The sequence below is a fragment of the Micrococcus sp. HSID17227 genome (assembly GCF_003989405.1).
Classification (GTDB): domain Bacteria; phylum Actinomycetota; class Actinomycetes; order Actinomycetales; family Micrococcaceae; genus Micrococcus; species Micrococcus luteus.
The window spans coordinates 1-24449 of record NZ_RBLN01000011.1 but is presented as its reverse complement, the minus strand read 5'-3'; the positions used below and the strand labels follow the sequence as shown (position 1 = coordinate 24449).

General features: G+C 71.5%; 25 protein-coding genes. 14 read left to right on the top strand and 11 right to left on the bottom strand.

The features are described from left to right. Together D8M29_RS01635 and D8M29_RS01630 are read left to right on the top strand one after the other, a co-directional pair. On the top strand, positions 1-285 hold a 285-nt coding region (locus tag D8M29_RS01635; RefSeq protein WP_174233290.1), incomplete at its 5' end, for a DNA repair protein RecO C-terminal domain-containing protein. Then, a complete protein-coding gene (locus tag D8M29_RS01630; RefSeq protein ID WP_060973667.1) occupies positions 282-1145 on the top strand; it encodes an isoprenyl transferase in 864 nt (287 codons plus the stop codon). The genes D8M29_RS01635 and D8M29_RS01630, both read left to right, overlap by 4 nt. Here D8M29_RS01630 and D8M29_RS01625 read toward each other — a convergent pair. Next, the gene (locus tag D8M29_RS01625) at positions 1085-2194 is read right to left on the bottom strand and encodes an alpha/beta hydrolase (protein WP_060973666.1); all 1110 of its coding nucleotides are present in this window, start codon (positions 2192-2194) and stop codon (positions 1085-1087) included. The two genes, D8M29_RS01630 and D8M29_RS01625, sit on opposite strands and share 61 nt — an antisense overlap. 55 nt (positions 2195-2249) lie before the next feature. Here D8M29_RS01625 and D8M29_RS01620 point away from each other — a divergent pair, with 55 nt between their 5' ends. Then, a complete protein-coding gene (locus D8M29_RS01620; protein ID WP_060973665.1) occupies positions 2250-3377 on the top strand; it encodes a quinone-dependent dihydroorotate dehydrogenase in 1128 nt (375 codons plus the stop codon). A gap of 66 nt (positions 3378-3443) precedes the next feature. Here the strand turns inward: D8M29_RS01620 and D8M29_RS01615 are convergent, their stop codons facing one another. Beyond that, positions 3444-4067 (bottom strand): DUF3043 domain-containing protein, encoded by a 624-nt coding sequence (locus D8M29_RS01615; RefSeq protein WP_036336545.1) that lies wholly within the window; start codon positions 4065-4067, stop codon positions 3444-3446. A gap of 80 nt (positions 4068-4147) precedes the next feature. Between D8M29_RS01615 and D8M29_RS01610 the strand changes: the two genes are divergently transcribed. The 5 genes from D8M29_RS01610 to D8M29_RS01590 all read left to right on the top strand — a co-directional run bounded on the left by D8M29_RS01610 (position 4148) and on the right by D8M29_RS01590 (position 9365). Then, positions 4148-5551, top strand: a complete 1404-nt coding sequence (locus tag D8M29_RS01610) for a dipeptidase (protein ID WP_060973664.1) — start codon at positions 4148-4150, stop codon at positions 5549-5551. A gap of 118 nt (positions 5552-5669) precedes the next feature. Next, positions 5670-6062 (top strand): iron-sulfur cluster insertion protein ErpA, encoded by a 393-nt coding sequence (erpA, locus tag D8M29_RS01605; protein ID WP_002854644.1) that lies wholly within the window; start codon positions 5670-5672, stop codon positions 6060-6062. A 335-nt stretch (positions 6063-6397) separates the two neighbouring features. Next, positions 6398-7258 (top strand): cytochrome c oxidase subunit II, encoded by an 861-nt coding sequence (gene coxB, locus D8M29_RS01600; protein WP_081097709.1) that lies wholly within the window; start codon positions 6398-6400, stop codon positions 7256-7258. Next, positions 7258-8967: a cytochrome c oxidase subunit I gene (ctaD, locus tag D8M29_RS01595; RefSeq protein ID WP_049161847.1), complete on the top strand. Its 1710-nt coding sequence runs from the start codon at positions 7258-7260 to the stop codon at positions 8965-8967. Before coxB ends, ctaD begins: the two co-directional genes overlap by 1 nt. Further along, positions 8964-9365 (top strand): cytochrome c oxidase subunit 4, encoded by a 402-nt coding sequence (locus D8M29_RS01590; RefSeq protein WP_002854636.1) that lies wholly within the window; start codon positions 8964-8966, stop codon positions 9363-9365. The genes ctaD and D8M29_RS01590 overlap by 4 nt, the downstream gene beginning before the upstream one ends. A gap of 1409 nt (positions 9366-10774) precedes the next feature. Here the strand turns inward: D8M29_RS01590 and D8M29_RS01585 are convergent. From D8M29_RS01585 to D8M29_RS01570, 4 genes are all read right to left on the bottom strand, one after another. After that, positions 10775-12469 carry a cytochrome bc complex cytochrome b subunit gene (locus D8M29_RS01585; RefSeq protein ID WP_060973439.1) on the bottom strand — a complete coding sequence of 565 codons (1695 nt, stop codon included), beginning with the start codon at positions 12467-12469 and terminating at the stop codon, positions 10775-10777. Positions 12470-12474: 5 nt separating this feature from the next. Beyond that, entirely contained in the window at positions 12475-13551 is a 1077-nt protein-coding gene (locus D8M29_RS01580; protein WP_044658560.1) for a ubiquinol-cytochrome c reductase iron-sulfur subunit, read from the bottom strand. A 69-nt stretch (positions 13552-13620) separates the two neighbouring features. Then, the gene (locus tag D8M29_RS01575) at positions 13621-14427 is read right to left on the bottom strand and encodes a cytochrome c (protein ID WP_002854532.1); all 807 of its coding nucleotides are present in this window, start codon (positions 14425-14427) and stop codon (positions 13621-13623) included. A gap of 85 nt (positions 14428-14512) precedes the next feature. Continuing rightward, a complete protein-coding gene (locus D8M29_RS01570; RefSeq protein ID WP_020625607.1) occupies positions 14513-15091 on the bottom strand; it encodes a cytochrome c oxidase subunit 3 in 579 nt (192 codons plus the stop codon). A gap of 250 nt (positions 15092-15341) precedes the next feature. Here D8M29_RS01570 and trpD point away from each other — a divergent pair, with 250 nt between their 5' ends. Then, positions 15342-16400 (top strand): anthranilate phosphoribosyltransferase, encoded by a 1059-nt coding sequence (gene trpD, locus D8M29_RS01565; RefSeq protein WP_044658561.1) that lies wholly within the window; start codon positions 15342-15344, stop codon positions 16398-16400. A gap of 54 nt (positions 16401-16454) precedes the next feature. On the opposite strand, the gene D8M29_RS01560 is transcribed toward trpD, so the two are convergent. Both D8M29_RS01560 and D8M29_RS01555 read right to left on the bottom strand, forming a co-directional pair. Then, on the bottom strand, positions 16455-16736 hold the full coding sequence (locus D8M29_RS01560) for an Lrp/AsnC family transcriptional regulator (RefSeq protein WP_036384759.1): 282 nt from the start codon (positions 16734-16736) through the stop codon (positions 16455-16457). A gap of 68 nt (positions 16737-16804) precedes the next feature. Further along, positions 16805-17221: a DUF3054 domain-containing protein gene (locus D8M29_RS01555; protein ID WP_036315092.1), complete on the bottom strand. Its 417-nt coding sequence runs from the start codon at positions 17219-17221 to the stop codon at positions 16805-16807. Between the two features lie 109 nt (positions 17222-17330). Between D8M29_RS01555 and D8M29_RS01550 the strand changes: the two genes are divergently transcribed. Further along, positions 17331-17981: a hypothetical protein gene (locus tag D8M29_RS01550; protein ID WP_044658562.1), complete on the top strand. Its 651-nt coding sequence runs from the start codon at positions 17331-17333 to the stop codon at positions 17979-17981. Positions 17982-18172: 191 nt separating this feature from the next. Then, positions 18173-18418, top strand: a complete 246-nt coding sequence (locus tag D8M29_RS01545) for a superinfection immunity protein (RefSeq protein WP_002854519.1) — start codon at positions 18173-18175, stop codon at positions 18416-18418. A gap of 16 nt (positions 18419-18434) precedes the next feature. Here the strand turns inward: D8M29_RS01545 and D8M29_RS01540 are convergent, their stop codons facing one another. Continuing rightward, positions 18435-18983, bottom strand: coding sequence for a hypothetical protein (locus tag D8M29_RS01540; RefSeq protein ID WP_041103774.1), 549 nt, complete (start codon positions 18981-18983; stop codon positions 18435-18437). A gap of 59 nt (positions 18984-19042) precedes the next feature. Beyond that, positions 19043-21148 (bottom strand): NADPH-dependent 2,4-dienoyl-CoA reductase, encoded by a 2106-nt coding sequence (locus tag D8M29_RS01535; RefSeq protein ID WP_127445770.1) that lies wholly within the window; start codon positions 21146-21148, stop codon positions 19043-19045. Positions 21149-21297: 149 nt separating this feature from the next. On the opposite strand from D8M29_RS01535, the gene D8M29_RS01530 reads away from it, so the two are divergent. The 3 genes from D8M29_RS01530 (at position 21298) to D8M29_RS01520 (ending at position 23452) form a co-directional block, all read left to right on the top strand. Continuing rightward, positions 21298-21774, top strand: a complete 477-nt coding sequence (locus tag D8M29_RS01530; RefSeq protein WP_020624804.1) for an NfeD family protein — start codon at positions 21298-21300, stop codon at positions 21772-21774. A gap of 52 nt (positions 21775-21826) precedes the next feature. Next, on the top strand, positions 21827-23017 hold the full coding sequence (locus tag D8M29_RS01525) for an SPFH domain-containing protein (protein WP_036315078.1): 1191 nt from the start codon (positions 21827-21829) through the stop codon (positions 23015-23017). Positions 23018-23104: 87 nt separating this feature from the next. Continuing rightward, on the top strand, positions 23105-23452 hold the full coding sequence (locus D8M29_RS01520) for an RNA polymerase-binding protein RbpA (protein WP_080772566.1): 348 nt from the start codon (positions 23105-23107) through the stop codon (positions 23450-23452). A 76-nt stretch (positions 23453-23528) separates the two neighbouring features. On the opposite strand, the gene D8M29_RS01515 is transcribed toward D8M29_RS01520, so the two are convergent. Next, positions 23529-24260: a polyprenol monophosphomannose synthase gene (locus D8M29_RS01515; protein ID WP_036315073.1), complete on the bottom strand. Its 732-nt coding sequence runs from the start codon at positions 24258-24260 to the stop codon at positions 23529-23531. Positions 24261-24449: the final 189 nt, after the last annotated feature.

The following is a 24449-nucleotide window of genomic DNA, read 5'->3' as shown; positions in this document are numbered from 1 at the left end:
CCCGGCCCGCACACGGCGCTGCACGTGGGCCTCGGCGGGGCCGTCTGTCTCGAATGCAGGCCACCCGGTGCCGCGCACCCAGCCCCGGAGACCTTCGACCTGCTCTCGGCCCTCGCGGCGGGGGACTGGGCCACCGCGGACGCCTCCGGGGCCCCCGCCCGCCGCGAGGCGGCCGGTATCGTGGCCGCGTACCTGCAGTTCCACGCCGAGCGGCGCCTGGTGTCCCTGTCCGTCCTGGACCAGGACCTCGGCCTCCCCGCCCCGCGCGTCGAGAGGAGACCATGAGCGCCGACCGAGCCCCGCAGTCCCCGCCGCCGCACCCCTCGGGTGCGGTCGCCCCGCGGATCGACCCGCGTTGCGTGCCCCGGCATGTGGCGATCGTGATGGACGGCAACGGACGGTGGGCCAACCAGCGCGGCCTGCCGCGCACCGAGGGCCATCGGGCCGGCGAGGCGGCGCTGCTGGACGTCGTCGCCGGGGCGGTGGAGCTGGGGATCGGCCACGTGTCCGCGTATGCGTTCTCCACGGAGAACTGGCGGCGCTCGGCGGAGGAGGTGCGCTTCCTCATGGGCTTCTCCCGGGACGTGCTGCGCCGGCAGCGGGACACCCTGCACTCGTGGAACGTGCGGATCCGGTGGAACGGGCGGGCCCCGCGCCTCTGGACCCCCGTGATCCGGGAGCTGCAGGAGGCCGAGGAGCTCACGCGCCACAACACCGGCACCACCCTGCACATGTGCGTGAACTACGGCAGCCGGGCCGAGATCCTGGACGGCGTCCAGGCGATCGCCGAAGAGGTCCGGGCCGGCCGGATGCGGCCGGGGGAGATCAGCGAGGACGTCATCACCCGCTACCTCGACCGCGGTTTCCGCACGGGTCAGGACGTCGACGTCGTCCCGGACGTGGACCTGTTCCTGCGGACCTCGGGGGAGCAGCGCCTGTCCAACTATCTGCTGTGGCAGTCCGCCTACGCGGAGCTGCTGTTCCTGGACGTGCTGTGGCCGGACGTCGACCGGCGGACCCTGTGGGCCGCCGTCGAGACCTACGCCCGCCGGGACCGCCGCTACGGCGGCGCCGTGGACACCCCTCAGCCGGCGCCGTCGTCCGGCGCGCCGGACTCGGCCTCGGACGCCGACGGCGGCGCGTAGGCCCCCAGCCACGTGAGCGTCGCGGCACCGGCCGCCTCGCGCACCGACGCGGGGGAGGCGAACACGTCGTGCAGCGCGTCGGGGAGCCGGTGGACGGTCACCCGGTCGCCGAGCCGCAGGGAGCGGCGGGCCATGGCGTCGGGGTCCAGGACGATGTCCGAGGTCAGCATCGCCTCGGCGTAGGACGTGCCCCGATGCCCGCGCGCGGAGACGAGCACGAGGATCGGCACGGTGACGTCGAGCCGCCCGGCCACGGCCCGGTGCCCCGAGAGGACCGCACTCAGCCAGGCGGCCGGCACCTCGAACGCGTGCGGGGGACGCCAGAGCGGGTGCAGGTCCCATTCGCCCTCGGCCTGGTCCGAGAGGGTGCGCCAGTAGTGGTCGATGCGCGGCAGTGTGAGCATGGCGTAGGGCTTCATGGCGGAGACGGGCCCCACGATGGACTTCGCCAGCAGGCGCACCCCCGCGCTGCCCTGCATCTCCAGCCACGGGCTGTTGAGCACGAGCGCGGCGAGGCGGCCGGGATTCCGGTCCGCCCACAGCGCGGCGATCAGCCCGCCGGTGGAGTGTCCCATGAGGATGGGCGGCAACGGGTGGTCCTGGGCGATGGTCTCGAACGCGGCCTCGAGGTCCGCGTCGTAGCGGGCCAGGTCGTCCGTCCAGCCGGGCGTCTGTCCCGTGCGCAGCGAGCGGCCGTAGTGGCGGAGGTCGACGGCGTGGAAGGCATAGCCGGCGGCCTCGAACGCGTGGGCGAGCGGGGCGTTGTAGAAGTAGTCGCTCCAGCCGTGCACCGAGAGGATGGGCCGCCGGGCCGGGTCACGGGCGGCGTCGGTGCGCGGACGCACCACTGTGACAAGGTTCTGTCCTTGTTCATCGGTGTCGAGGCCGAGCGTGCATCGTTCGAAGCCCGGCAGCCCGTCCGGGACCCAGCCCAGGCCCGGCGGATCGTCGAGGAACGGGCGGGTGTCCTCCTCCGTCGGTCCGCCGGCGGGTGCGCCGTGCGGGGCGGAGGGGTCCGGGGGCGTCGGCTGGATCGGGTCACGGGCCATCCGACCACTCTAGGAGGACCCCGGACGGGCGGGAGGCCCGTGCGAGGATGGGGGCATGCAGCTGCCTGATCCCAAGTCCGCCGTCGACGGCCTCCTGACCTCCCGTGCGCCTCGCCTGTACCCGCCCTTCTTCCGTGCCGTGTTCGGCGGCATGGACGCGGAGCAGGCGCACCATCGGGGCTTCGACGCGATCCGGCTGGTCGAGCGCACCGGGGCGTCCGCCGCCCTGCGCGCCGCCTTCCGCCCGGACCCGATGCTCGCGCGCACGGTCATGGGCCTGCGGTTCCCGACGCCCTTCGGCCTGGCCGCGGGGTTCGACAAGGACGGCCGGGGGACCGCCGCTCTGGCCGACCTCGGGTTCGGCCACATCGAGGTCGGCACGATCACGGCGCAGCCGCAGCCCGGCAACCCGCAGCCGCGACTGTTCCGTCTCGTGGACGACCGGGCGCTGGTCAACCGCATGGGCTTCAACAACGACGGCGCGGCGGCCGTCGCCCCCCGCCTGGCGCGGACCCGGCAGACACTGGAGCGCCGCTTCGGCCCGGCCCGGCCGGTCCTGGGCGTGAACATCGGCAAGACCAAGGTGGTCCCCCTCGAGGACGCGGCGGACGACTACCGGGCCTCGACCCGCCTGCTCGCGCCCCACGCCGACTACCTGACGGTCAACGTGTCCTCGCCGAACACGCCGGGGCTGCGCCAGCTGCAGGAGATCGACGCGCTGGAGCCGATCCTCACGGCGGTGCGCGAGGAGGCCGACCGTGCGGTCCCGGACCGTCGCGTGCCGCTGACCGTGAAGATCGCCCCGGACCTGGCGGACGACGACGTGCGCGCCGTCGGGGCGCTCGCCGAGCGCCTCGGGCTCGACGGCGTCATCGCGACCAACACGACCGTCTCCCGGGAGGGTCTGCGCACCCCGCGTGCCGACGTGGACGCCCTGGGCGCGGGCGGCCTGTCCGGCGCCCCGCTCCAGGAGCGGTCGATGCGGGTGCTGGAGGTCCTGCGGGCGGCGCTGCCGACGGGCACCGCCGTCGTCAGCGTGGGCGGGGTGACGGACGCCGACGACGTCCAGGCCCGGCTCGACGCGGGCGCGGACCTCGTCCAGGGCTACACCGCGTTCCTCTACGAGGGCCCGTTCTGGGCCGGCCGGATCACCGCCGGGCTGGCCCGGTCCCTGCGGGGCTGACGGTCTGCTCGCCGGGGACGCGACGGCCCGGACCCACCGGGGTCCGGGCCGTGGCGCGGTGTCGTGTCAGGCGGGGTACTCGCCCCGCTTGACCTGGGGCTTGGGCAGACGCAGGCGGCGGAACTGCAGGGCCCGCATGATGCCGTAGAAGCCGGTCCCGGACTCCGGCGTGCCGAAGCGCTCCGTGAGGCCCTTCTTGATGTGCCGGCTGACCAGGAAGCTCTCGATGAGCACGAGGGCCACGAGGACGTACAGGCTGATCATCAGGATCAGCTGCGCCTCGCGGCCGGGGATGAACATGAGCAGGACGTAGGCGAAGACGACGGGCATGAGCCACTCGCCGATGCCGGTGCGTGCGTCCACGTAGTCACGGACCCAGCGCTTCTGCGGTCCCTTGTCGCGCGCCGGGAGGCCGCGCTCGTCCCCGGTCTCCAGCGCGGCGCGCTGGCGCATCCGCTCCTGGGCCATCGCCTGACGCTCGGCCTTGCGGGCCGCCTTGCGATCCTCGGGGACCAGGGTGCGACGGCGCGCGGCCTCCTGGTCGCGGCGCCGCGGAGTCGGGCCCTTCTTGCCCTGCGAGCGGTCGCGCGGCCCGGCCTCGGCCACGGCGGCGCCCTCGGCGGGAGCGGCCGAGGAGCCGTGAGTCGAGGGGGCGGGCGCGGTCTCGGGGGTCTTGTCTCGCTTGAACACCCCTCCAGTCTAGTGGTGGGGCGCGTCCGGCCCGCCCGGAGGCGCGGCCCTCGGCTCGGCCGCCGTCTACGCTGGCCGTCATGACTGACATCACCTCCCGTGCGCCGCAGGACGCGGCCCTCGTCTCCGCCGTCCGTGAGGCCGTCGAGGCCCGTTTCCCGACGACCCTCCAGACCCTCACCGACCTCGTGGCGATCCCGGGCATCGCCTGGGACTCCGCGGACCGCACCCAGCTCGAGCGGTCCGCCGAGGCCGTCGCGGGCCTGCTGCGCGAGGCGGGCCTGCAGGAGGTGGAGATCGTGACCGAGACCCGCGACGACGACCGGCCCGGTGGGCCGGCGGTGATCGGCGAGAAGCCCGGCGCCTCTGACAAGCCCACCGTCTTGTTGTATGCCCATCACGACGTGCAGCCGATCGGGGACGAGGACCTCTGGGACACCCCGCCGCTCGTGGCCACCGAGCGCGGCGGGCGGCTGTACGGCCGCGGCGCCGCCGACGACAAGGCCGGCATCATGGTCCACCTCGCCGCTTTCGCCGCCCTGCGGGACGTCCTGCCCGACGCCGGCGTCGGCGTCCGCGTCTTCATCGAGGGCGAGGAGGAGGCCGGCTCGCCCACCTTCCGCACCTTCCTGGAGAAGCACCGGGCGCGCCTCGACGCCGACGCGATCGTGGTCGCGGACTCGTCCAACTGGGCCGTGGGGGAGCCCGCGCTGACCACCTCCCTGCGTGGGCTGGTGGACGGCACGGTGACCGTCCGGGTGCTCGACCACGCCGTGCACTCCGGCATGTTCGGCGGGCCGGTCCTGGACGCCGTCGTCCTGCTCTCGCGGCTGATCGCCACGCTCCACGACGCGGACGGCGCGGTCGCCGTGCCCGGCCTCGAGCCGCGGCAGACCGCGGGCCTGGACTACCCCGAGGACGTCTTCCGTGCGGACGCGGGCGTGCTGGACGGGGTGACCCTGGCCGGCCGCGGCCCGGTCGCGGACCGGCTGTGGAACGCTCCCGCGCTGAGCATCATCGGGATCGACGCGCCCTCGGTCGCGGAGTCCTCGAACACGATCCAGCCCGCGGCGCGCGCGAAGTTCTCGCTGCGCCTGGGCCCCGGCATGGAGCCCGCGGAGGCCTTCGAGGCGCTGCGCACCCACCTGGAGGCGCAGTCCGCGGCGGTGCTCGGCGCGGAGATCACGGTCACCGCGGGGGAGTTCGGTCAGCCGTTCACGACGGACACCTCGGCCCCCGCCGCGGCCGCGATGATGGCCGCCCTGGAGGACGCCTGGGGCGTCGAGCCCCGGGCGATCGGCATGGGCGGCTCCATCCCGTTCACCGCGGACCTCGCCGAGGTCTTCCCGGAGGCCACCCTCCTCATCACGGGCGTGGAGGACCCGGACACGCGGGCGCACTCGGCCAACGAGTCGCTGCACATCGACGACTTCAAGCGGGCCGTCGTGGCCGAGGCGCTCTGGCTCGCGCGGCTCTCGGCGTGAGCGCCGCCCGGCCCGTCGGTGCGGCGGGCCGGGAATGCCCCGTGGGCGGCTAGTGTTGTCCAGGAGACCACACGCGCGTGACGGCCCCGTCCGCGCCCCATGATCTGAGGAGGTCACGATGGCTCTGTCCGCAGAGGAGACCGGCGTCGAGATCGGCGCAACCCAGGACGCCGAGGGCCTGCCCCCGCACGAGGTCGAGCTGACCGACGTGGCGGCCGGCAAGGTGCGCTCGCTGCTCGAGCAGGAGGGTCGCACGGACCTGCGGCTGCGGGTCGCCGTGCAGCCGGGCGGCTGCTCTGGCCTGATCTACCAGCTCTACTTCGACGAGCGCGTCCTCGACGGCGACACCGTCCGTGACTACGACGGGGTCGAGGTGATCGTCGACAAGATGAGCGTGCCCTATCTCATGGGCGCGACCATCGACTTCGAGGACACCATCTCGAAGCAGGGCTTCACGATCGACAACCCCAACGCGGGCGGCTCCTGCGCCTGCGGCGACTCCTTCCACTGATCTGCGGGCGCCCGGAGCGCCTCGGACCGCGAACCGGCGGGTCGGCCTCGGCCGGCCCGCCGTCGTCGTGCCCGGGCACCGTGCCCAGGATGCTCGGACCCGACTCCCAGACACGATCGGCACGTGTCACGGTGCGGTGAATCCGCGTGTTTCGGCTTAGACTGGCTCTGAATCATCAGGGCATACCCGTGCTCCCTGCGAGGACGCTGCGAGAAGTCGCCGAATCGTCGGGGGAGCGGGGACGCCCCTCGCACACGAGATGAAGAGGAAGGCCGTCTGTGAGAGCACAGAATGACGCCGGACGTCGGACTCGCCGCCGCTGGAGCGCCGGTGCCGTGGGCACCACGGCGCTCCTGGTGCTGACCGGCTGTTCGGCAGAGGTCCAGCGCGGCTGGTACCCCGGCACCCGGGAGACCACCAACCACAACGCCCAGCTCACCGACCTGTGGGTGAACTCTTGGATCGCGGCCATGGCCGTCGGCCTGCTGGCCTGGGGCGCCATGATCTGGTGCATGGTGGCCTACCGCCGTCGCAAGAACGACCAGGGCTTCCCGAAGCAGACGGCCTACAACGTGCCGCTCGAGACCATGTTCACGGCCATCCCGATCCTGATGGTCTTCACCCTCTGGGGCTTCACCGACCGCGTCCAGACCGAGGTCGACCGCCCCGTGGACGACTCGCCGCTGACCGTCACCGTGTACGGCAAGCAGTGGTCCTGGGACTTCAACTACTCCTACGAGCAGGAGAACGGCGAGGTCATCGAGGCCCACTACTCCGGCATCCAGGCCCAGCTGGACGGCACCGAGGGCGTGCGTGACACCCTTCCGGTCCTGTACCTGCCGAACGACGTGCCGGTGCACTTCGAGCTGAAGTCCCGTGACGTGGCCCACTCCTTCTGGATCCCGCAGTTCCTCCAGAAGCGCGACATGGTGCCCGGCAAGACCAACCACCTGTACCTGACCCCCCAGGAGCTGGGCAGCTACGACGGCAAGTGCGCCGAGCTGTGCGGCGAGTTCCACTCCGAGATGCTCTTCAACGTGGAGGTCGTCGACGAGACGGAGTTCGTCCAGCGCCTCGAGGAGATGGAGCCGGGTCAGGTGGGCGAAGAGTACAGCCGCAATCCCAACAACAACCCTGACGGCGCCGGGACGATGGAGCGCGATCTCCAGACCCCCCGCGGTGGAGGTAGCCACTGATGACCACTTACGAGTACGCAACGGATGAGGTGCGCTCACAGGCGCAGCCTCGTGTGGTGCCCCGTTCGCTGGGCAAGATCGTCGTCAGCTGGCTGACGACGACCGACCACAAGGTGCTCGGGTACATGTACCTGATCACGTCCTTCGTCTTCTTCTGCATCGGCGGCGTCATGGCCCTCATGATCCGCGCGGAGCTCTTCGAGCCCGGCATGCAGATCCTGCAGACGAAGGAGCAGTACAACCAGCTGTTCACCATGCACGGCACGCTCATGCTGCTCATGTTCGCGACCCCGCTCTTCACGGGCTTCGCCAACGTGCTGGTGCCGCTGCAGATCGGTGCTCCGGACGTGTCCTTCCCGCGTCTGAACGCCTTGGCGTTCTGGTTCTTCCTGTTCGGCTCGCTCATCGCGACCGCCGGCTTCCTCACCCCGCAGGGTGCGGCCTCGTTCGGCTGGTTCGCCTACGCCCCGCTCTCCAACACCACGTACTCGCCGGGCGTCGGCGGTGACCTCTGGGTGTTCGGTCTCGTCCTCCAGGGCTTCGGCACGATCATGGGCGGCGTCAACTTCATCACCACGATCCTGACGATGCGTGCCCCGGGCATGACGATGTGGCGCATGCCGATCTTCACCTGGAACACGCTCATCACCGGCATCCTGATCATGGTGGCGTTCCCGCCGTTCGCCTCCGCGCTCTTCGCGCTGGGCCTGGACCGTCGCTTCGGCGGCCACATCTTCAACCCGGAGAACGGCGGCGCCATCCTGTGGCAGCACCTCTTCTGGTTCTTCGGCCACCCCGAGGTGTACATCATCGCCCTGCCGTTCTTCGGCGTCGTGTCGGAGATCATCCCGGTGTTCTCCCGCAAGCCGATCTTCGGCTACAAGTCCATCGTGTTCGCGACGACGGCGATCGCCGCGCTCTCCGTGACGGTGTGGGCGCACCACATGTACGTGACCGGCGCCGTGCTCCTGCCGTTCTTCTCCGTGATGACCATGCTCATCGCGGTCCCGACCGGCGTGAAGTTCGTGAACTGGATCGGCACCATGTGGCGCGGTTCGATCACCTTCGAGACCCCGATGCTGTGGACGCTCGGCTTCATGGTCACCTTCCTGTTCGGTGGCCTGACCGGCGTCATCCTGGCGTCGCCGCCCCTGGACTTCCAGGTGTCCGACACGTACTTCGTCGTGGCGCACTTCCACTACGTCGTCTTCGGCACCGTGGTGTTCGCGATGTTCGCCGGCTTCTTCTTCTGGTGGCCGAAGTTCACCGGCAAGATGCTGAACGAGCGTCTCGGCAAGATCCAGTTCTGGATGCTGTTCGTGGGCTTCCACGGCACGTTCCTGATCCAGCACTGGCTCGGTGTCATCGGCATGCCCCGTCGCTACGCGGACTACATGGTGGAGGACAGCTTCCAGGCGATGAACGCGTTCTCCTCGGTGTTCTCCTTCGTTCTCGGCGCGTCGCTGATCCCGTTCTTCTGGAACGTCTACATCACCTCGCGCTATGGCAAGAAGGTCACCGTGGACGACCCGTGGGGCTTCGGCGGCTCGCTCGAGTGGACCACTTCGTGCCCGCCGCCGCGGCACAACTTCCACTCCCTGCCGCGCATCCGCTCCGAGCGTCCGGCGCTGGATCTGCACCACCCGGAGCTCTTCCCGCACTCGCCTCAGAACACGTCTGAGGCCTTCGGAGAGAAGGTCGCCCAGTGAAGGTCGCAGCCAACATCTTCTGGATCATCGGCCTGTTCTTCATCGCAGCCGCCACCCTCTACGGGTTCTGGGTCGAGTGGACCGAGTGGGCAGGCATCCCGGCCATCTACGCCGTGGGCGGGATGTCCTGGATGATCGCCTGGTACCTGCGGGCCGCCGAGCACAAATACGGCGTCGGCCCTGCAGATGACGAGGACGGTCAGATCGTCGAGTACGCCGGCACCTACGGCACCTTCGCTCCCTGGAGCTGGTGGCCCCTGGGCCTCGGCCTGGGCTGCGCGATCATCGTGACCGGCCTGGCCGTCGGCTGGTGGGTCTTCATCATCGGCATCGTCGCCGCCGCCTACTTCACCTTCGGGTGGGTCTACGAGTTCTCTCGGGGCAAGTACGCCCACTGACCCGTCCGTCGTTCCACCACCGCAGGCCGGATCCCCTCGGGGTCCGGCCTGCGGCGTTTCCCTGTGCGCTGAGTACGGCCGGCCCGCCGTCGTGGCAGCCGGCCAGCCGCTCGACGTACACCGCGGCGGCGGATCTCCACGACCTGTCTCGCCGCGTCTGGGGAAGCGGGAGCCGTGCACCATGAGCGCGCGTGCCGCGCAGCGGCGCTGGGCAGGCCACCCGACGTCGGCGCGTGCGTTGGCAGCCGCCCTGAGGGGTCGGGCGGCGATGCCCTGATGAGCCCTGCACGGCCGGGGAGTGGGCCGCACGACCGCGTGTGACCGTGTCGGCGGCCGCGCGGCTTTCACCCCGCTCCGGGCGACCGGAGACCGCCGCGTCGTGTGGCAGGAGGGTATGAGGCCGCTGCCAGCCGTGGGGCCGGCCGAGCCCGGGGGAGCGTCGCCACCGGGGTAGGGGCCGACGGTGAACGTCGTGTCCCGCCTCCATCGCCGACGCCTCGCGTCGCTGGGCCTCGCAGGTGCACGCCCGAGCGAGACCACGGTCGCGGTGACAGGCCGGTACGTCCTCTCTCGCCCCGGTCCGGGCCAGGGGGTGTGCTGGTCGATCGCTGAGTTGCAGCTCGGTGCACCCCGCCCGGGCACCGCTGCCACACGCGGCGACAGGTCCGGCTTCGCCGTGAGGCCGTCAGAGCTCCGCGCGCCACCGCTAGGGGGTCGGCCCGTGTCCCACAGCTTGCAGGTGCACGGTGCGCCTCGGCCTGCGGCGGCGACCCGCTGAGGCGTCTGGCGCCGGTCTTTCCCTGCCGGGGTGGGCACGCAGGCGGAGGATTCCGGCCCGGTGCCGGTACGTTCGACCGTGTCCGGGCGCAGCTGGTGGTGGGCGGGCGCAGCGGACGGTACAGAGGGCAGTGGTGTGCGTGGGCGAGGCCCATGCGCGGACCTCCCTCCGAGGACGAGCGGATGTCGCAGCGCCCACCCGTGGTGGGGCGCCACCTCATCGACTCTGAGCGCACGTGGGAGGAGAGCCGCTTGAGGACCCAGAGCATCGACGGTGCCCGTCTCCGGCCGTCTCTCGGGATGCCCCCGTAGAACGCCACCTGCATCCGCCCCGCATCCGTCGTCGCGGACCGGACGCACGCCTGTCCGTGCCCGAACCGGCCGGCCGCGACGAGCGAGGCGCACCACTTTGCTCACGCCCACCCGAGGTGGCCGCCGAACGAGGACCCCGCAGCGCAGGACGCAGAGACCCGGCAGTCGGGGGGGCGGGGCGCTGGACCGCCTCGTGACGCCCGCTGCGGCCGTGGGCGGGCTCTCCCTCGGTGGCCGCGGCGGCCCGCCTCCCGGGACGCCGAAGGGCCCCGCGCACCGTGGTGCGCGGGGCCCTTCGTCAGAGGATCAGCCGACCGGGGTCAGCGCTCCAGACGAGGAGCGTCCGAGCCGTGTCCGAGCTCGACGGGGTGCTCCTCGTGGCCATGCTGACCGTGGGTACGGGCCTCCACCAGCTCCTCGCGGGAGACCGGGGCGACGCGTTCCTGGTAGAACATGCGGTTCAGGCCGGCACGGGCCTTCTCCAGCATGCCCACCTTGCCGTTGCGGCTGGGGATGGCAGCCACCGGACGGCGGTCCTCGAAGGACACCAGGCGGTACAGCTCGTAGTCGGTGAGCTGACGGTGCCGCTCGTGGAAGCCGCCCTCGGGGGACATCTCGATGACACCGGCCTCGTGGCCGTGGAGCACGAGCTCACGGTCCTTGCGCTGCAGGGACAGGCAGATGCGGCGGGTCACGATGAAGGCGATCACCGGGCCGAGGAAGAACAGCGCGCGCAGCACGTACAGCACGTCGTTCAGGGAGAGGTGGAAGTGGGTGGCGATGAGGTCCGAGGACGCGGCCGCCCACATGACGCAGTACCAGACGACGGCGGCCACGCCGATGCCCGTGCGGGCCGGGGCGTTGCGCGGACGGTCGAGCAGGTGGTGCTCAGTGTTGTCCTTGGTGATCCACCGCTCGATCCAGGGCCAGGTGCACATGCCGACGAGCAGGACGCCGACCGGGATCAGCGGCACGAGCACGCCCATGGGCAGGGACACCGAGGAGCCCCACGGCATCGGGATGTTCCAGAGGAAGGAGTAGTCGCCGATCATGCCCGGCATGAGGCGCAGGGCGCCGTCGAACACGCCGATGTACCAGTCGGGCTGGGTGCCGGCCTGCACCGGGGACGGATCGTACGGGCCGTAGTTCCAGTTGGCGTTGATCGTCACCGTGGAGGCGATGAGCGCGAGCACACCGAACACGATGAAGAAGAAGCCGCCGGCCTTGGCCGCGTACACGGGGCCCACCGGGTAGCCGACCACGTTGTCCTCGGTGCGGCCCGGGCCCGGGTACTGGGTGTGCTTGTGCACGACGACCATGAACAGGTGGATGCCGATCAGCAGCAGGATGGCGGCCGGCACGATCATGATGTGCAGGGCGTACAGGCGGCCGATGACCGAGTGGCCGGGGAACTCGCCGCCGAAGAAGAAGGCGGAGAGGTACGTGCCCACCAGCGGCAGCGACTTCAGGATGCCGTCGATGATGCGCAGGCCGTTGCCGGAGAGCACCTCGTCGGGCAGGGAGTAGCCGGTGAAGCCGGCGGCCCAGCCGGCCATCAGCAGGAAGCAGCCGACCAGCCAGTTCAGCTCACGCGGGCGACGGAACGCGCCGGTGAAGAACACGCGCAGCATGTGGACGGACATGGCCGCCACGAACATCAGCGCCGCCCAGTGGTGCAGCTGGCGCATGAACAGGCCGCCGCGCACGTCGAACGAGATGTCCAGGGTCGAGGCGTAGGCCGCGGACATCTCGATGCCGCGCAGCGGGGCGTAGGCCCCGTCGTAGACGACCTCCGACATGGAGGGGTCGAAGAAGAGGGTGAGGAACGCGCCGGACAGCAGCAGGATGACGAAGCTGTACAGGGCGACCTCGCCGAACATGAACGTCCAGTGGTCCGGGAAGATCTTGCGGCCGAAGAACTTCACGATCGGCGACATGCCCATGCGGGTGTCGACGAAGTTGGCGATGCGGCCGGTCGTGGTCGCCGGCTGGAACTCATTCACGGTGGTGCTCATAGGTGTCAGCCACGCTCCCAGTAGACAGGCCCGACGGGCTCATGGAAATCGCTCTGGGCCACGAGGTAGCCCTCGTCGTCCACGGTGATCGGCAGCTGCGGCAGCGCGTGGCTGGCCGGGCCGAAGATGACCTTGCACTCCTGCGTCAGGTCGAAGGTCGACTGGTGGCAGGGGCAGAGCAGGTGGTGGGTGTGCTGCTCGTACAGGGCGATCGGGCAGCCCACGTGCGTGCAGACCTTGGAGTAGGCGAAGATCCCGTCCACGTTCCAGTCCTCGCGACCCGGGGTGATCTTCACCTTGGCCGGGTCGAGGCGCATGAGCAGGACGACGGCCTTGGCCTTCTGGTTGAGCTTGTCAGGGCCCAGGTCGTTCAGGCCGTCGGGGATGACGTGCACGGCGGAGCCGAGCGTGACGTCCGAGGCCTTGATGGGGGAGCCGGTGGGGTCGCGCACGAGGCGCACGCCCTCGGCCCACATGGTGTGACGCAGACGCTCCGGACCGAAGTTGTGGATCTCCTCATCCGAGAAGTTGTCCGAGTCGTCCAGATCGCGGAACACGGCGATGAACGGCAGGGGGGCAAGCAGGGCGGCGCCGATCAGGGTGTTGCGCAGCAGGGGGCGGCGCTTGATCTGCGACTCGTCCAGGATCTCGGAGATCATCCCGGTGGCGGCGACACGGTCGGCCTCCGAGCGGATCTCATGACGGTCCTCCACGGTCTCGTGGTCGGGCATCAGGGTCTTGGCCCAGTGCACCACGCCGATGCCGATGCCGAACATGGCGAGGGCGGTGCCCAGGCCGAGCAGCAGGTTCTGCAGGTAGATCTTGCTGAACGCCTCACCGTTCCCGATCTGCCCCACGCCGAAGTAGCCGATGAAGAAGAGCACCGTGCCCACGATGGAGATGAGGAACATGACCGAGACCTGACGCTCGGCGCGCTTCGCAGCCTTCGGATCCTCATCGGCCAGGCGCGGACGGTGCGGAGGCAGGCCCGGGTTGTCGATCGCGTACCGGGGCGCGTCCTCGCCGGCGTGCTCGAGGGAACCCGAGCGGTGCTCGGTCCCTTCAAAGCCTTTCTCGCCCATATGTCCTGTTTCCTTTACTCGAGTGATGAATGTCGATGACGGGTGGTCGGCGCGCCTGCGCCGACGGGATCAGGAGGACCGGCTGGTGAGCCAGACCATGAAGCCGATGATCAGCGCCAGGCCCGCGGTCCAGATGAACAGGCCCTCGGAGACGGGGCCGAGCGAGCCGAGGGCGAGGCCGCCGGGGGAGCCCTGGTTCTCGATGGTCTTCAGGTAGGCGATGATGTCGCGCTTGTCCTCGGGCTTGATGTTCGAGTCGGAGAACACCGGCATGTTCTGCGGGCCGGTCTCCATGGCCTCGTAGATGTGCTTCTCCTCCACGCCGTGCAGAGACGGGGCGTACTTGCCGCGGGTGAGCGCACCGCCGGCCGCAGCCGCGTTGTGGCACATGGCGCAGTTGATGCGGAACAGGTCGCCGCCGCGGGTGATGTCCACATCCTCGTGGTTCACATCCAGGTACTCGTCCTCGGGGACGGCGGGGCCGGCGCCCAGCGAGGCGACGTAGGCGGCGAGCTGCGCCGTCTGCTCGTCGTTGAACTGGTTCGGCTTGACCTGGGCCTGCGGGCCGTTCATCTGCATCGGCATGCGGCCGGTGCCCACCTGGAAGTCGACGGAGGCGGCGCCGACACCGATCAGGGACGGACCGGAGGGACCCCCCGCGGCACCCGTGCCGTGGCACGAGGCGCAGTTCGCGTTGAAGAGCTTCTCGCCCTCGGAGATGTCATCAGCCGAGGCGGCCGCGGTGACCTGCGTGGCCGCCTGCGCCTGGTTCACGGTGCTCGCGACGGAGTACAGTCCGCCGGTCACCAGGAGTCCCAGCAGGAGGAGCGCCAGCCCCATCAGGGGATGGCGTCGGTTCTGCGAAAGTGCCTTCACGGGGGTTTCCTATCGTTCTCTTCCCGGGCGGGCCGCTCATGCTGCCGGCCCGGGCCTGAAGTCGGTGCGGTGAGTGGGGGTCGTCTTACTTCAGGAAGTAGACGATGAAGAACAGGGCGATCCAGACGACGTCCACGAAGTGCCAGTAGTAGGACACGACGATCGCCGACGTCGCCTCGTGGTGGCCGAAGCGGCGGGCCATGTAGGCGCGGCCGATGATGAAGAGGAACGCGATCAGGCCGCCGGTCACGTGGATGGCGTGGAAGCCGGTGGTGATGTAGAACGCCGAGCCGTACGCGTTCGCCGCGACGGTCACACCCTCGGAGACGAGAACCGCGTACTCGTAGGACTGCACCGCCACGAAGATCGAGCCCATGATGAAGGTCAGGATGAACCACTCGACCATGCCCCACTTCCCGAACTGCAGGAAGCCGCCGGTGCGGCGGGGCTGAAGGCGCTCGGCGGCGAGGACGCCGAACTGGGCGGTGACGGAGGAGAGCACCAGGATCGTCGTGTTCACCGCGGCGAGCGGGACGTTGAGGATCGCGGTGTGCTCGGCCCAGAGCTCCGGAGACGTGGAGCGCAGGGTGAAGTACATGGCGAAGAGCCCACCGAAGAACATGAGCTCGCTGGCAAGCCACACCATGGTCCCGACCTGCACCATGTTCGGCCGGCTCGGGAGCCCCGTGGTGGGCTGATGGAGAGTGGGGTTAGCTGTGGTCACCCAGCCATTATGGCCCCAAACACCGCCCGGGCGGTAAATCGAACCTACCGTGTCGCAGGACAGGTCGTCAGCACCGTCGGGGGGTTTCAGTGACAGTCGGGGGCTGGCGTCCAGGGGATGTTCAGGTTCGCGGTGCGCGGCGCATGACACGACGCGGTGCCGGGTGCGGCCGGGCCGCTAGGCTCAGTGCGTGAGCACCCCCGAGAACACCGCAGCAGTCCTTGGGACCTCCTGGCCGGAGGTCTTCCGCGCCCTCACCGTCGGTGAGGACCTCAGCGACGACGTCGCCGCGTGGGCCATGGGGGAGATGATGGCCGGCGATGCCACCGAGGGGCAGGTGGGGGGATTCCTCCTCGCCCTGGCCGCCAAGGGGGTGACGGTGCCGGAGCTGCGCGGCCTGACCGAGGCGATGGTGCAGGCGGCGAACCCGGTGCACGTGCCGGGGGAGACCCTCGACGTCGTGGGCACGGGCGGCGACCGTCTGGGGACCGTGAACCTCTCCACGATGTCCTCGCTCGTGGCCGCAGGTGCGGGCGCGCGGATCGTCAAGCACGGGAACCGCGGCGCCTCGTCCACCGCCGGCGCGGCCGACGTGATCGAGGCCCTCGGCGTGGACTTGTCCATGCCGGCCCGGAAGGCCGAGGAGTGCGCCGAGGCCGTGGGCATCACGTTCCTGTTCGCCCAGAACTACCACCCGTCCATGAAGTATGTGGCCCCGGTGCGCAAGCAGCTCGGCGTGCCCACCGTGTTCAACTTCCTCGGCCCCCTGAGCAATCCGGCCCAGGTCACCGCCCAGGCCCTGGGCTGCTCGAGTGAGGCCATGGTCCCGCTGCTGGCGCAGGTGCTCGCGGACCGGGGGGTGCGCGGCTTCGTCTTCCGCGGGGCGGACGGCCGGGACAAGATCACGACGTCGGGGCCGTCGACCGTCATGGAGGTCCGGGACGGTGTGCGCACCCACGAGCTCGATCCCCGGGAGCTGGGCATCGACCTGGCCCCCGTCCAGGCCCTGGCCGGGCGGGACGGCGCCTACAATGCGACCCTCGTCCGCGCTCTGCTGGCGGGGGAGAAGGGCCCGATCCGCGACGCCGTCCTCCTCAACGCGGCCGCGGGCCTGACGGCCTGGGACCGCGACGCGGACGCGCCGCTGATGGAGCGACTGGCGGCCAACATGGCGCGGGCCGCCGAGTCGATCGACTCCGGCGCCGCGCGTGACGTCCTGGACCGCTGGGTCGCCTTCTCCCGATCCTGATGGTGCGACGACGGGCCCTCGCCGGCGAGATGGGGCCCGTCGTGGAGAGGACGCTCAGGAGTCGAAGCCGAGCGCCCATCCCTCGCCGAGGTCCTCAGACGAGTAGGTCCGGAAGGCCAGCATGGTCTCGGTGTCCTGGATCCCGTCGACCTTGGAGAGGTGGTCGGCGATCACGTCGGCGAGGTCCTCATAGCGGCGCACCTTGACCATCGCCACCAGGTCCCACGCGCCGGTCACGGAGTAGACCGACCCGACCCCCTCGAGCGCAGCGAGGGCCTCGGCGGTCTCCGGGATGCTGGATTTGTCGGTCTTGATCAAGACGATGGCGGTGACCACGGGCGGTCCTCATTTCCTCGATGCTGCGGGTCCGGTGTCCGCGATGATCCTAGCTGCGCGCCGGCTCCTCACCTCCGGGTGCGGCGCACCAGCCAGGCGGTCACTGCCCGGCGGCCCAGGAGCAGGACGCCCAGCACCCCGAGCGCCACGAGCACGAAGGACACGGGTGCGCCACCGAGGCCGAAGGCCACGCGCAGGACCATCCCGACGGCGACGGTCCCCAGCCAGACGATCACGCCGTGGGGCCACACGCGGGCCCAGGTCCGGTGTCCGGAGGTCAGCCCGGTCATGAGCAGGAGGCCCGCGAGGAACGGCGCCGCCGTGACCAGCAGACCCAGCAGCCCGCGCTCCGTGGAGTGCTGCCCCTGGCCCAGAGCCACGAAGAGGACGGTGAGCAGGAGGTCGACGGCAAGCGCAGGCAGGGCGCCGCGCGGGGCGCGATGCTCGGCGGGCACGACACGACGGGCGGTGGGGGAGGACGTCATGCATCCAGTCTGGCGCACCGAGACGTCCGGACGGAGCGTCCGGCCGAGGACGGCTCGGCAGACGGGCCCCACAACAAGACAGCGCCTTTGTCAGAGGTAGGCTCACTGCATGGTGTCCGTGCATCTGGTGCCCATCCGACCGACCGCCGCCACCGCTGACGACGCGCGGCGTCTGGCAGCCGCGCTGCTCGACGATCCTCGCCCGGACGCGGCTGTGACCGCGGCGGCGTGGCTTCTCGACGAATCCGGCCCGGGCACCGATGCGGCGTCGCACGACGGCGAGCTGGCCGTCGTCGTCGACGGCATGGCGGCCACGGTCGGCTTGGCGCTGTGGGCCGTGCGGACCGGGTCCTGGGCGGTGCTGTTGGATCCCGAGGATGCCCTCGACAAGGATTCATCATTGTCGTACCTGACAACAGCCGAGCGGCGGCGGGCCCGGCGGGCACCGGGCCGACTCGTGCTGCCGGGCGGAGGTCGCGCGGACCGCGCCTCGGATGCCGGCCGAGAGGCTGATCTGCGCTGTGCGGAGGCCACCCTGCAGCTGGTCGCCGCGGTGGAACGGCGCCGGTCCGCTGATCAGCACGCGGCGGGACGGCTGGTCGAAGCCGGCGCCAGTCAGCGAGAGGCGGCGGCCGAACTCGGGATCAGCCAGCAGGCCGTCCATTCCCGGTTGCGACACGGGCTCTGGCACGAGAGCCGGACGGCGGTGGCGGCTGTCCTGCCGTTGCTGGAGCGGCTGTCCGCAGACCCGGGGGAGTGAACCCCGGCACGCGGTGTCGGTGCCGCCCGGCGCGGCCACCTGGGCCAGTTCACGACGCGGCGCGTGCCGTGCAGGCGGCCTCCGAAGGGGAGGCGAAGAACAGGCTAGTTGACATAATGTACATTATCGGCGCACTGCGGAACGGTGGACAGGGCGCCCTCCGCGGCGGGTCTCGCGCGTAGCCTGGACCCATGACGATCATGACCGACCAGCGCGACCGCCCCCTGCACGCGACGATCGCCGTCGTCCTGGCCATCGCCACGGCGGGCTACCTGGCTCCATGGGCCGTCGCCGCCGTCCGTGGCCGTTCCAACGTGTGGGCGGTATTCTGGGTGAACCTGCTCACCGGGTGGACCGTCCTCGGCTGGTGCATCGCGCTGTACATGTCGCTCACCAGCCATCGCCGGCTGCGGTCCTGGGGTCCGCGCGGCCTCTGACCGCGCGGACCGCCCCTCAGGTAAGACGCGCGACGACGGCCCGCACACCGTCTCCCTCGGCGATGAGGCATCGCGGGCCGTCGACGTCCGCCTCATCCGTCTCCGACAGCTCGACCGGCACCTCGAGCTCCCCCGTCGCATCGGCGCCGATCACGCGGAGGGTGAGGTCCGGGGCGCGCGTCTCGAGGTAGGTCCCGGACTCGTCGTGCATCTCGAGTCGGGCCTGCGGGATCTCGCCGCGCACGCCCGCCGCGAGGATGCGGCGCGCGTCCGGGTCGGTGGCGGCGTCCACGACCCAGCGGTGTCCCAGGACGGAGTGCTCCGCCTCGGCCACGACGTCCCCCTCGAGGGGTGCGTCGCCTCGGTAGGCGAACGCGGTCTGATACAGCTGGTCCCCCACGCGCACGAGCATCGACTCGACGCCGATCTCGCCGGCGGGATCGTCGAACCGGTACGAGCCGACCTTCTCGGCGGTCACGTCCGCGGGCAGTCCGTGCGCCACGAGGCGGCGGCGGATCCATTCGGGCTTGTCCGGGTCCAGGCGTGCGGTGTAGATGAGAGCCATGCCCCGACCGTAGCCCTGACGTCGTCCGCCCGGGAGGGCCCGCCGGCCGGCGGCGCGGCTCAGCCCTGCACGGCCCGCACGGCGTGGTCCATGGCCCGGTAGGCGTCGAGCTCGCGGGCTTCGGCCGCGCCACCGATCAGGCGCACCGCCTCCGGCGCGTAGCCCGCAGCCACCAGGTCCTCGACGAGATCCGTCTCGGACTCCTGCCCGGCGCACACGACGACGTCCGTCACATCCAGGGTCAGCGGCACGCGTGTCTCGGGGTCCTCCGGGGACGGCGCGGTCACGCGCAGGCCGTCGGGGCCGAGGCCCTCGTAGGTCACACCGGAGTGCAGGTGGACCCCGTGCCGCCGCAGCTCGGCGCGGTGCACCCAGCCGGTGGTGGGGCGCAGTCGGACGCCGATCGGTCCGGGGCTGCGCTGGAGCAGGTGGACCTCGCGTCCGGGGTGGGCCGCGGCCGGCTTCGCCAGCTGGCCCGGCGTCTGAGAGGTCAGTGCCACGCCCCAGCGGGCCCGCCAGTGCTCCTGCGTCTCGGGTGTCCCGTCCGGCCGTTCCGTGCCGGCCGCCAGGGCCTCGGCGACATCCACGCCCACGCCGCCGGCGCCGATCACCGCGACGCGCGGACCGACGTCGACGTGGCCCAGGACCACGTCGTCGTACGCGTGGACGGCGGGCGCGCCCGGCTCCCCCGCCCCGGCCAGAGCGACGGGCCGCGGCCGCACGCCGGTGGTGAGGAGCACCTCGTCGTAGCCCGGCCGCCCATCGTCCGTGAGGAGTGTCTGTGCGGACACCTCCTCCCCGGTCACGAGCGTCACCCCGGATGCCGCCGCGCGGGCCGCCAGGTGCTCCAGCGCGGGACCGAACTCCTCCTTGCCGGGGATGCGCCGGGCGAGCCGGAACTGCCCGCCGGGCTCGGCGTGCCGGTCGAACAGGGTGACCTCGTGCCCGAACCGGGCCGCACGCTCCGCGGCCGTGAGGCCCGCCGGCCCGGCACCGACCACGGCGATCCGGCGCCGGCGGCCCAGGGCCACCGGGACGGGCGCGGCGTACTCCGGCTCCGTCTCCCGCCCGGCGCGGGGGTTCATCAGGCACGAGACCTTGGCCCCGGTGAACACGTGGTCGAGGCAGGCCTGGTTGCAGGCGATGCACGGGGTCAGGGTCCGAGCGCGCGGGTCGCTGATCGCGGCCATCCACTCGGGGTCCGCCAGCAGGGGCCGGGCCAGCCCGACGAGCGCGGCGGCCCCGGACGTCAGCGCCTCCTCCGCCTCGGCGGGGGTGGTGAGCCGGTTGGAGGCGATCACGGGGATGTCGACGGCGGCGGTCAGGTCAGCCGAGGCGGCGAGGAACGCGGCGCGCGGCACGGAGGTCACGATGGTCGGCACGCGGGACTCGTGCCACCCGATGCCGGTCATCAGGACGTCCGCTCCGGCGGCCTCGAAGGCCCGGGCGGTGTCCGCGATCTCCGCGCGCGTCTGCCCGTCGGGGACCAGGTCCGCCGCCGAGGTGCGCACCGAGAGCACGCCGCGCTCCCCCAGCGCCTCGCGCACGGCCGCGACCACCGCCGCCGGGAACCGGCGTCGGCGCTCGGCGTCGCCCCCGTACTCGTCCGCGCGTCGGTTCGTCGCCGGGGCGAGGAACTGGTTGAGGAGGTAGCCCTCCGAGGCCATGATCTCCACGCCGTCGTATCCGGCCTCCAGGGCCAACGTGGCCGCGCGTGCGAACGCGTTCACGGTCCGCTCGATGTCCGCGGCCGTCATCTCCCGGGGCGTGTGCCGCGAGATCGGCGCTCGCACCGCGGAGGCCGAGACCAGGTCGGGGCTGGGGGCGTAGCGTCCCGCGTGCAGCAGCTGGGCGAGGATCCTGCCCCCGGCGGCGTGGACGGCGTCCGTGACGACGCGATGGGCGCGCGCGTCCTCCTCGCTGGCGAGCATCCCCCCGCCCAGCGTCACCGTGCCCTCGGGGACGACGCCCAGGCCGCCGGTGACGATGAGTCCGACGCCGCCGCGTGCCCGCTCCGCGTAGAACGCCGCCAGCTGCGGCAGGTCGTCGTGCCGATCCTCCAGTCCCATGTGCATCGAGGCCATGACCACCCGGTTGGGCAGCGTGAGGGGGCCCAGGGTGATCGGCTGGAGCAGGGGCGAGACCGCGACGGGTGAAGATGTCATGCAGCTCACATTACCGGGCGGTAGCTCCCGACTTCCAGGACCGCCTGGGGACACGCTGTGTCCAAAGCCACTGCGTAGGGCAGGATGGGGATCACACGTCGACGCGCGGCAGACCCGTCCGCGCACCCGACACGGAGGGGAGCGCACGCATGGAGTGGATCGAGGCGAACGCGGGCTGGCTGTGGCTGGTGCTGGCCGCCGGCCTGGCCGGCGTCGAGCTGCTGACCCTCGACCTCGTCTTCCTGATGATCGCCGCCGGGGCCGGCGCGGCGGGGGTGGTCGCGCTCGTGGGCGGCCCGCTGGCGCTCCAGCTCGCGGCGTTCGCCGCCGTCGCCCTGCTGATGCTCGCCGCCGTGCGCCCCGTCGCCCTGCGCCACCTGCGCAAGGACACCGGCGCCGGCGCCTCCTACCTGGACACGCTCCCGGGGCGTCGCGTCGCGGCCCAGGGCGCGATCACCGGCGACGCCGGCACGCTCGCCGTCGACGGCGACACCTGGTCCGCCCGCGTCGAGCCCGGGGCGCCCGAGGTCGCCCCCGGCGACGAGGTGACCGTCCTGCGCATCGACGGGGCCACCCTGGTGGTCCGCCCGCTCCCCCGCATCGACTGGGAGGCGGACGGCGCCTGAGCCGCCCCACGTCCTCGTTCCGACCGCACCGACCCCAGAAGAAGGGACCCCGATGGAAACCCTCATCGTCCTCGTCGTCCTCGCCGTCCTCGCGGCGGTGATCGTGGCCTCCTCGGTCAAGATCATCCCGCAGGCGCGGACGGCCAACATCGAACGCCTCGGCAAGTACAACCGCACGGCCGGCGCCGGGCTGACCCTGATCATCCCGTTCGTGGACCGCATGCTCCCGATGGTGGACATGCGCGAGCAGGTCGTCTCCTTCCCGCCCCAGCCGGTGATCACCGAGGACAACCTCGTCGTCTCCATCGACACGGTCGTCTACTTCCAGGTCACGGACGCCAAGGCCGCGACCTATGAGATCGCCAACTACATCCACGCGGTGGAGCAGCTCACCACCACCACCCTGCGCAACGTCGTGGGCGGCATGAACCTCGAGGAGGCGCTGACCTCTCGCGACTCCATCAACTCCCAGCTGCGCGGCGTGCTGGACGACGCCACCACGCGCTGGGGCCTGCGGGTCTCGCGGGTGGAGCTCAAGGCCATCGACCCGCCCATGTCCATCCAGGACTCGATGGAGAAGCAGATGCGCGCCGAGCGCGACCGCCGCGCCGCCATCCTCACCGCCGAGGGCACGAAGCAGGCCGCCATCCTCACGGCCGAGGGCGAGCGCCAGTCCCAGATCCTCTCCGCCGAGGGCGAGGCTCAGGCACGCGTGCTGCGCGCCAACGCCGAGGCCGAGGCGATCGAGGTGGTCTTCGACGCCATCCACTCCGGCGGCGCCGACTCCGAGGTCCTGGCCTACCAGTACCTGCAGTCCCTGCCCAAGATCGCCGACGGCCAGGCCACCACCATGTTCGTGGTCCCCGCCGAGCTCACCCGCGCCCTGCAGGGCCTCGGTGAGGCGTTCGCCCCCGGCGACGGCGACCGCCCCACCCCGGAGCGCGCACCCCGGCGTCGGGACTCCGGGGACCGCGCGGGCGAGCCGGGCGCCGAGCACGTCGGCGTCACCCCGGAGCGCGCGCGTCGGCCGCGTGGGTCCCGCCCCACCACCGCGGACGCCCTGCGCGCCAGCGGCGTCATGGACGCGATGACCGCCGGCGCGGTGACGGCGGAGGACATGCCGCAGACCTCGCTCGACGAGGCCCTGGCCACGCCGCAGGAGATTGAGCCCGACCCGTCGGCCGGCCGCACCCCCGGCACCCGCCCGGCCGGCGAGGCCGACGGGAATGCTGTGGGACACTGAATGGTTCCATCAGTGAGGACGACCCGCCGCGCCTCGATCGGCCCGCGCCCCCGCGCGGGCCTCGGCGCGGCCTGACGAGGAGGAAACGTGAGCGATCGCAGCCTGCGGGGCATGCGCCTGGGCGCGCAGTCCCTGGAGTCCGAGGCCGGCGTCGAGCCCGCCGCCCGGCAGCGGGTGGAGTACCGCACGGAGGACGGCGAGCAGGTGTTCGTGACCTTCTCCGTGGAGGCAGACGTGCCGGCCACCTGGACCTCGAAGACCGGCAAGGAGGCGTTCCTCGTCAGCGGCGAGAAGCCGGCTGAGACCGAGGGCAAGCCCGTGCGCACCCACTGGGACATGCTGCGCGAGCGCCGCAGCCTCGACGAGCTGGAGGAGACCTACAAGATCCAGCTCAACAAGCTGCGCGCCAGCCGCGGCGAGGACGTCGACGCCTGACCCGCCGCTCCCCCATGCACGACGGGGCCGGATCCGCCATGGATCCGGCCCCGTCGTCGTTCGGGGGCTGTGCGCCTCAGAGGCCGAGGCGGGCGCGCAGGCCCTCCCAGCGCGCAGCCAGGCCCCAGCGGGTCACGTTGACCACGGCCTCGCCGATGATGCCGCCGCTCATCTTGGACTCGCCGAGCTCACGCTCCACGAACGTGATCGGGACCTCGACGATCCGCTTGCCGAGCCGGGCCGTGCGGAAGGTCATGTCCACCTGGAACCCGTAGCCCTTGGACTCGATCGCGTCCAGGTCGATCGCACGGAGCGTGTCGGCCCGGTAGGCGCGGTAGCCCGCCGTGATGTCCGTCAGGTTGAGGCCGAGCATGATCCGCGGGTACAGGGAGCCGGCCCACGAGATCATCTTGCGGGAGGTCGGCCAGTTCACCATCTTGCCGCCCGGCACGCGGCGCGAGCCGATCACCAGGTCCGCGGTGCGGACGGCCTCCAGCAGGCGCGGCAGCTGCTCGGGCTGGTGCGAGCCGTCCGCGTCCATCTCGACCAGGACGTCGTAGCCGCGCTCCAGGCCCCAGCGGAACCCGGCGATGTAGGCGCCGCCCAGGCCGTCCTTGGTGGTGCGGTGCAGCACGTGCACGGAGGGGTCCTCGGCGGCGCGGGCGTCGGCCCAGTCGCCGGTGCCGTCCGGGGAGGCGTCGTCCACCACGAGAACGTCGGACTCCGGGACGGCGTCACGGAGTCGGCCGAGGGTCAGCGGCAGCGACTCGATCTCGTTGTACGTGGGGATGATGGTCAGCACGCGCATGTGCGGTTCTCGCCTTCCGGCCGGGGTCGTGGGGGCGGCCCGCCGGTCGGACGGGCCATCGCATCCGTTCGAGTATAGGAAGCGGAGGTCTCAGGCCGGCGTCGCGGCGTCGTGAGCGTCGCGGGCCACGTCCTCCGCGGCGATCCGGCCGTCCACCCAGGTGGCCCGCCAGCGGGGCAGGGCGGTCTA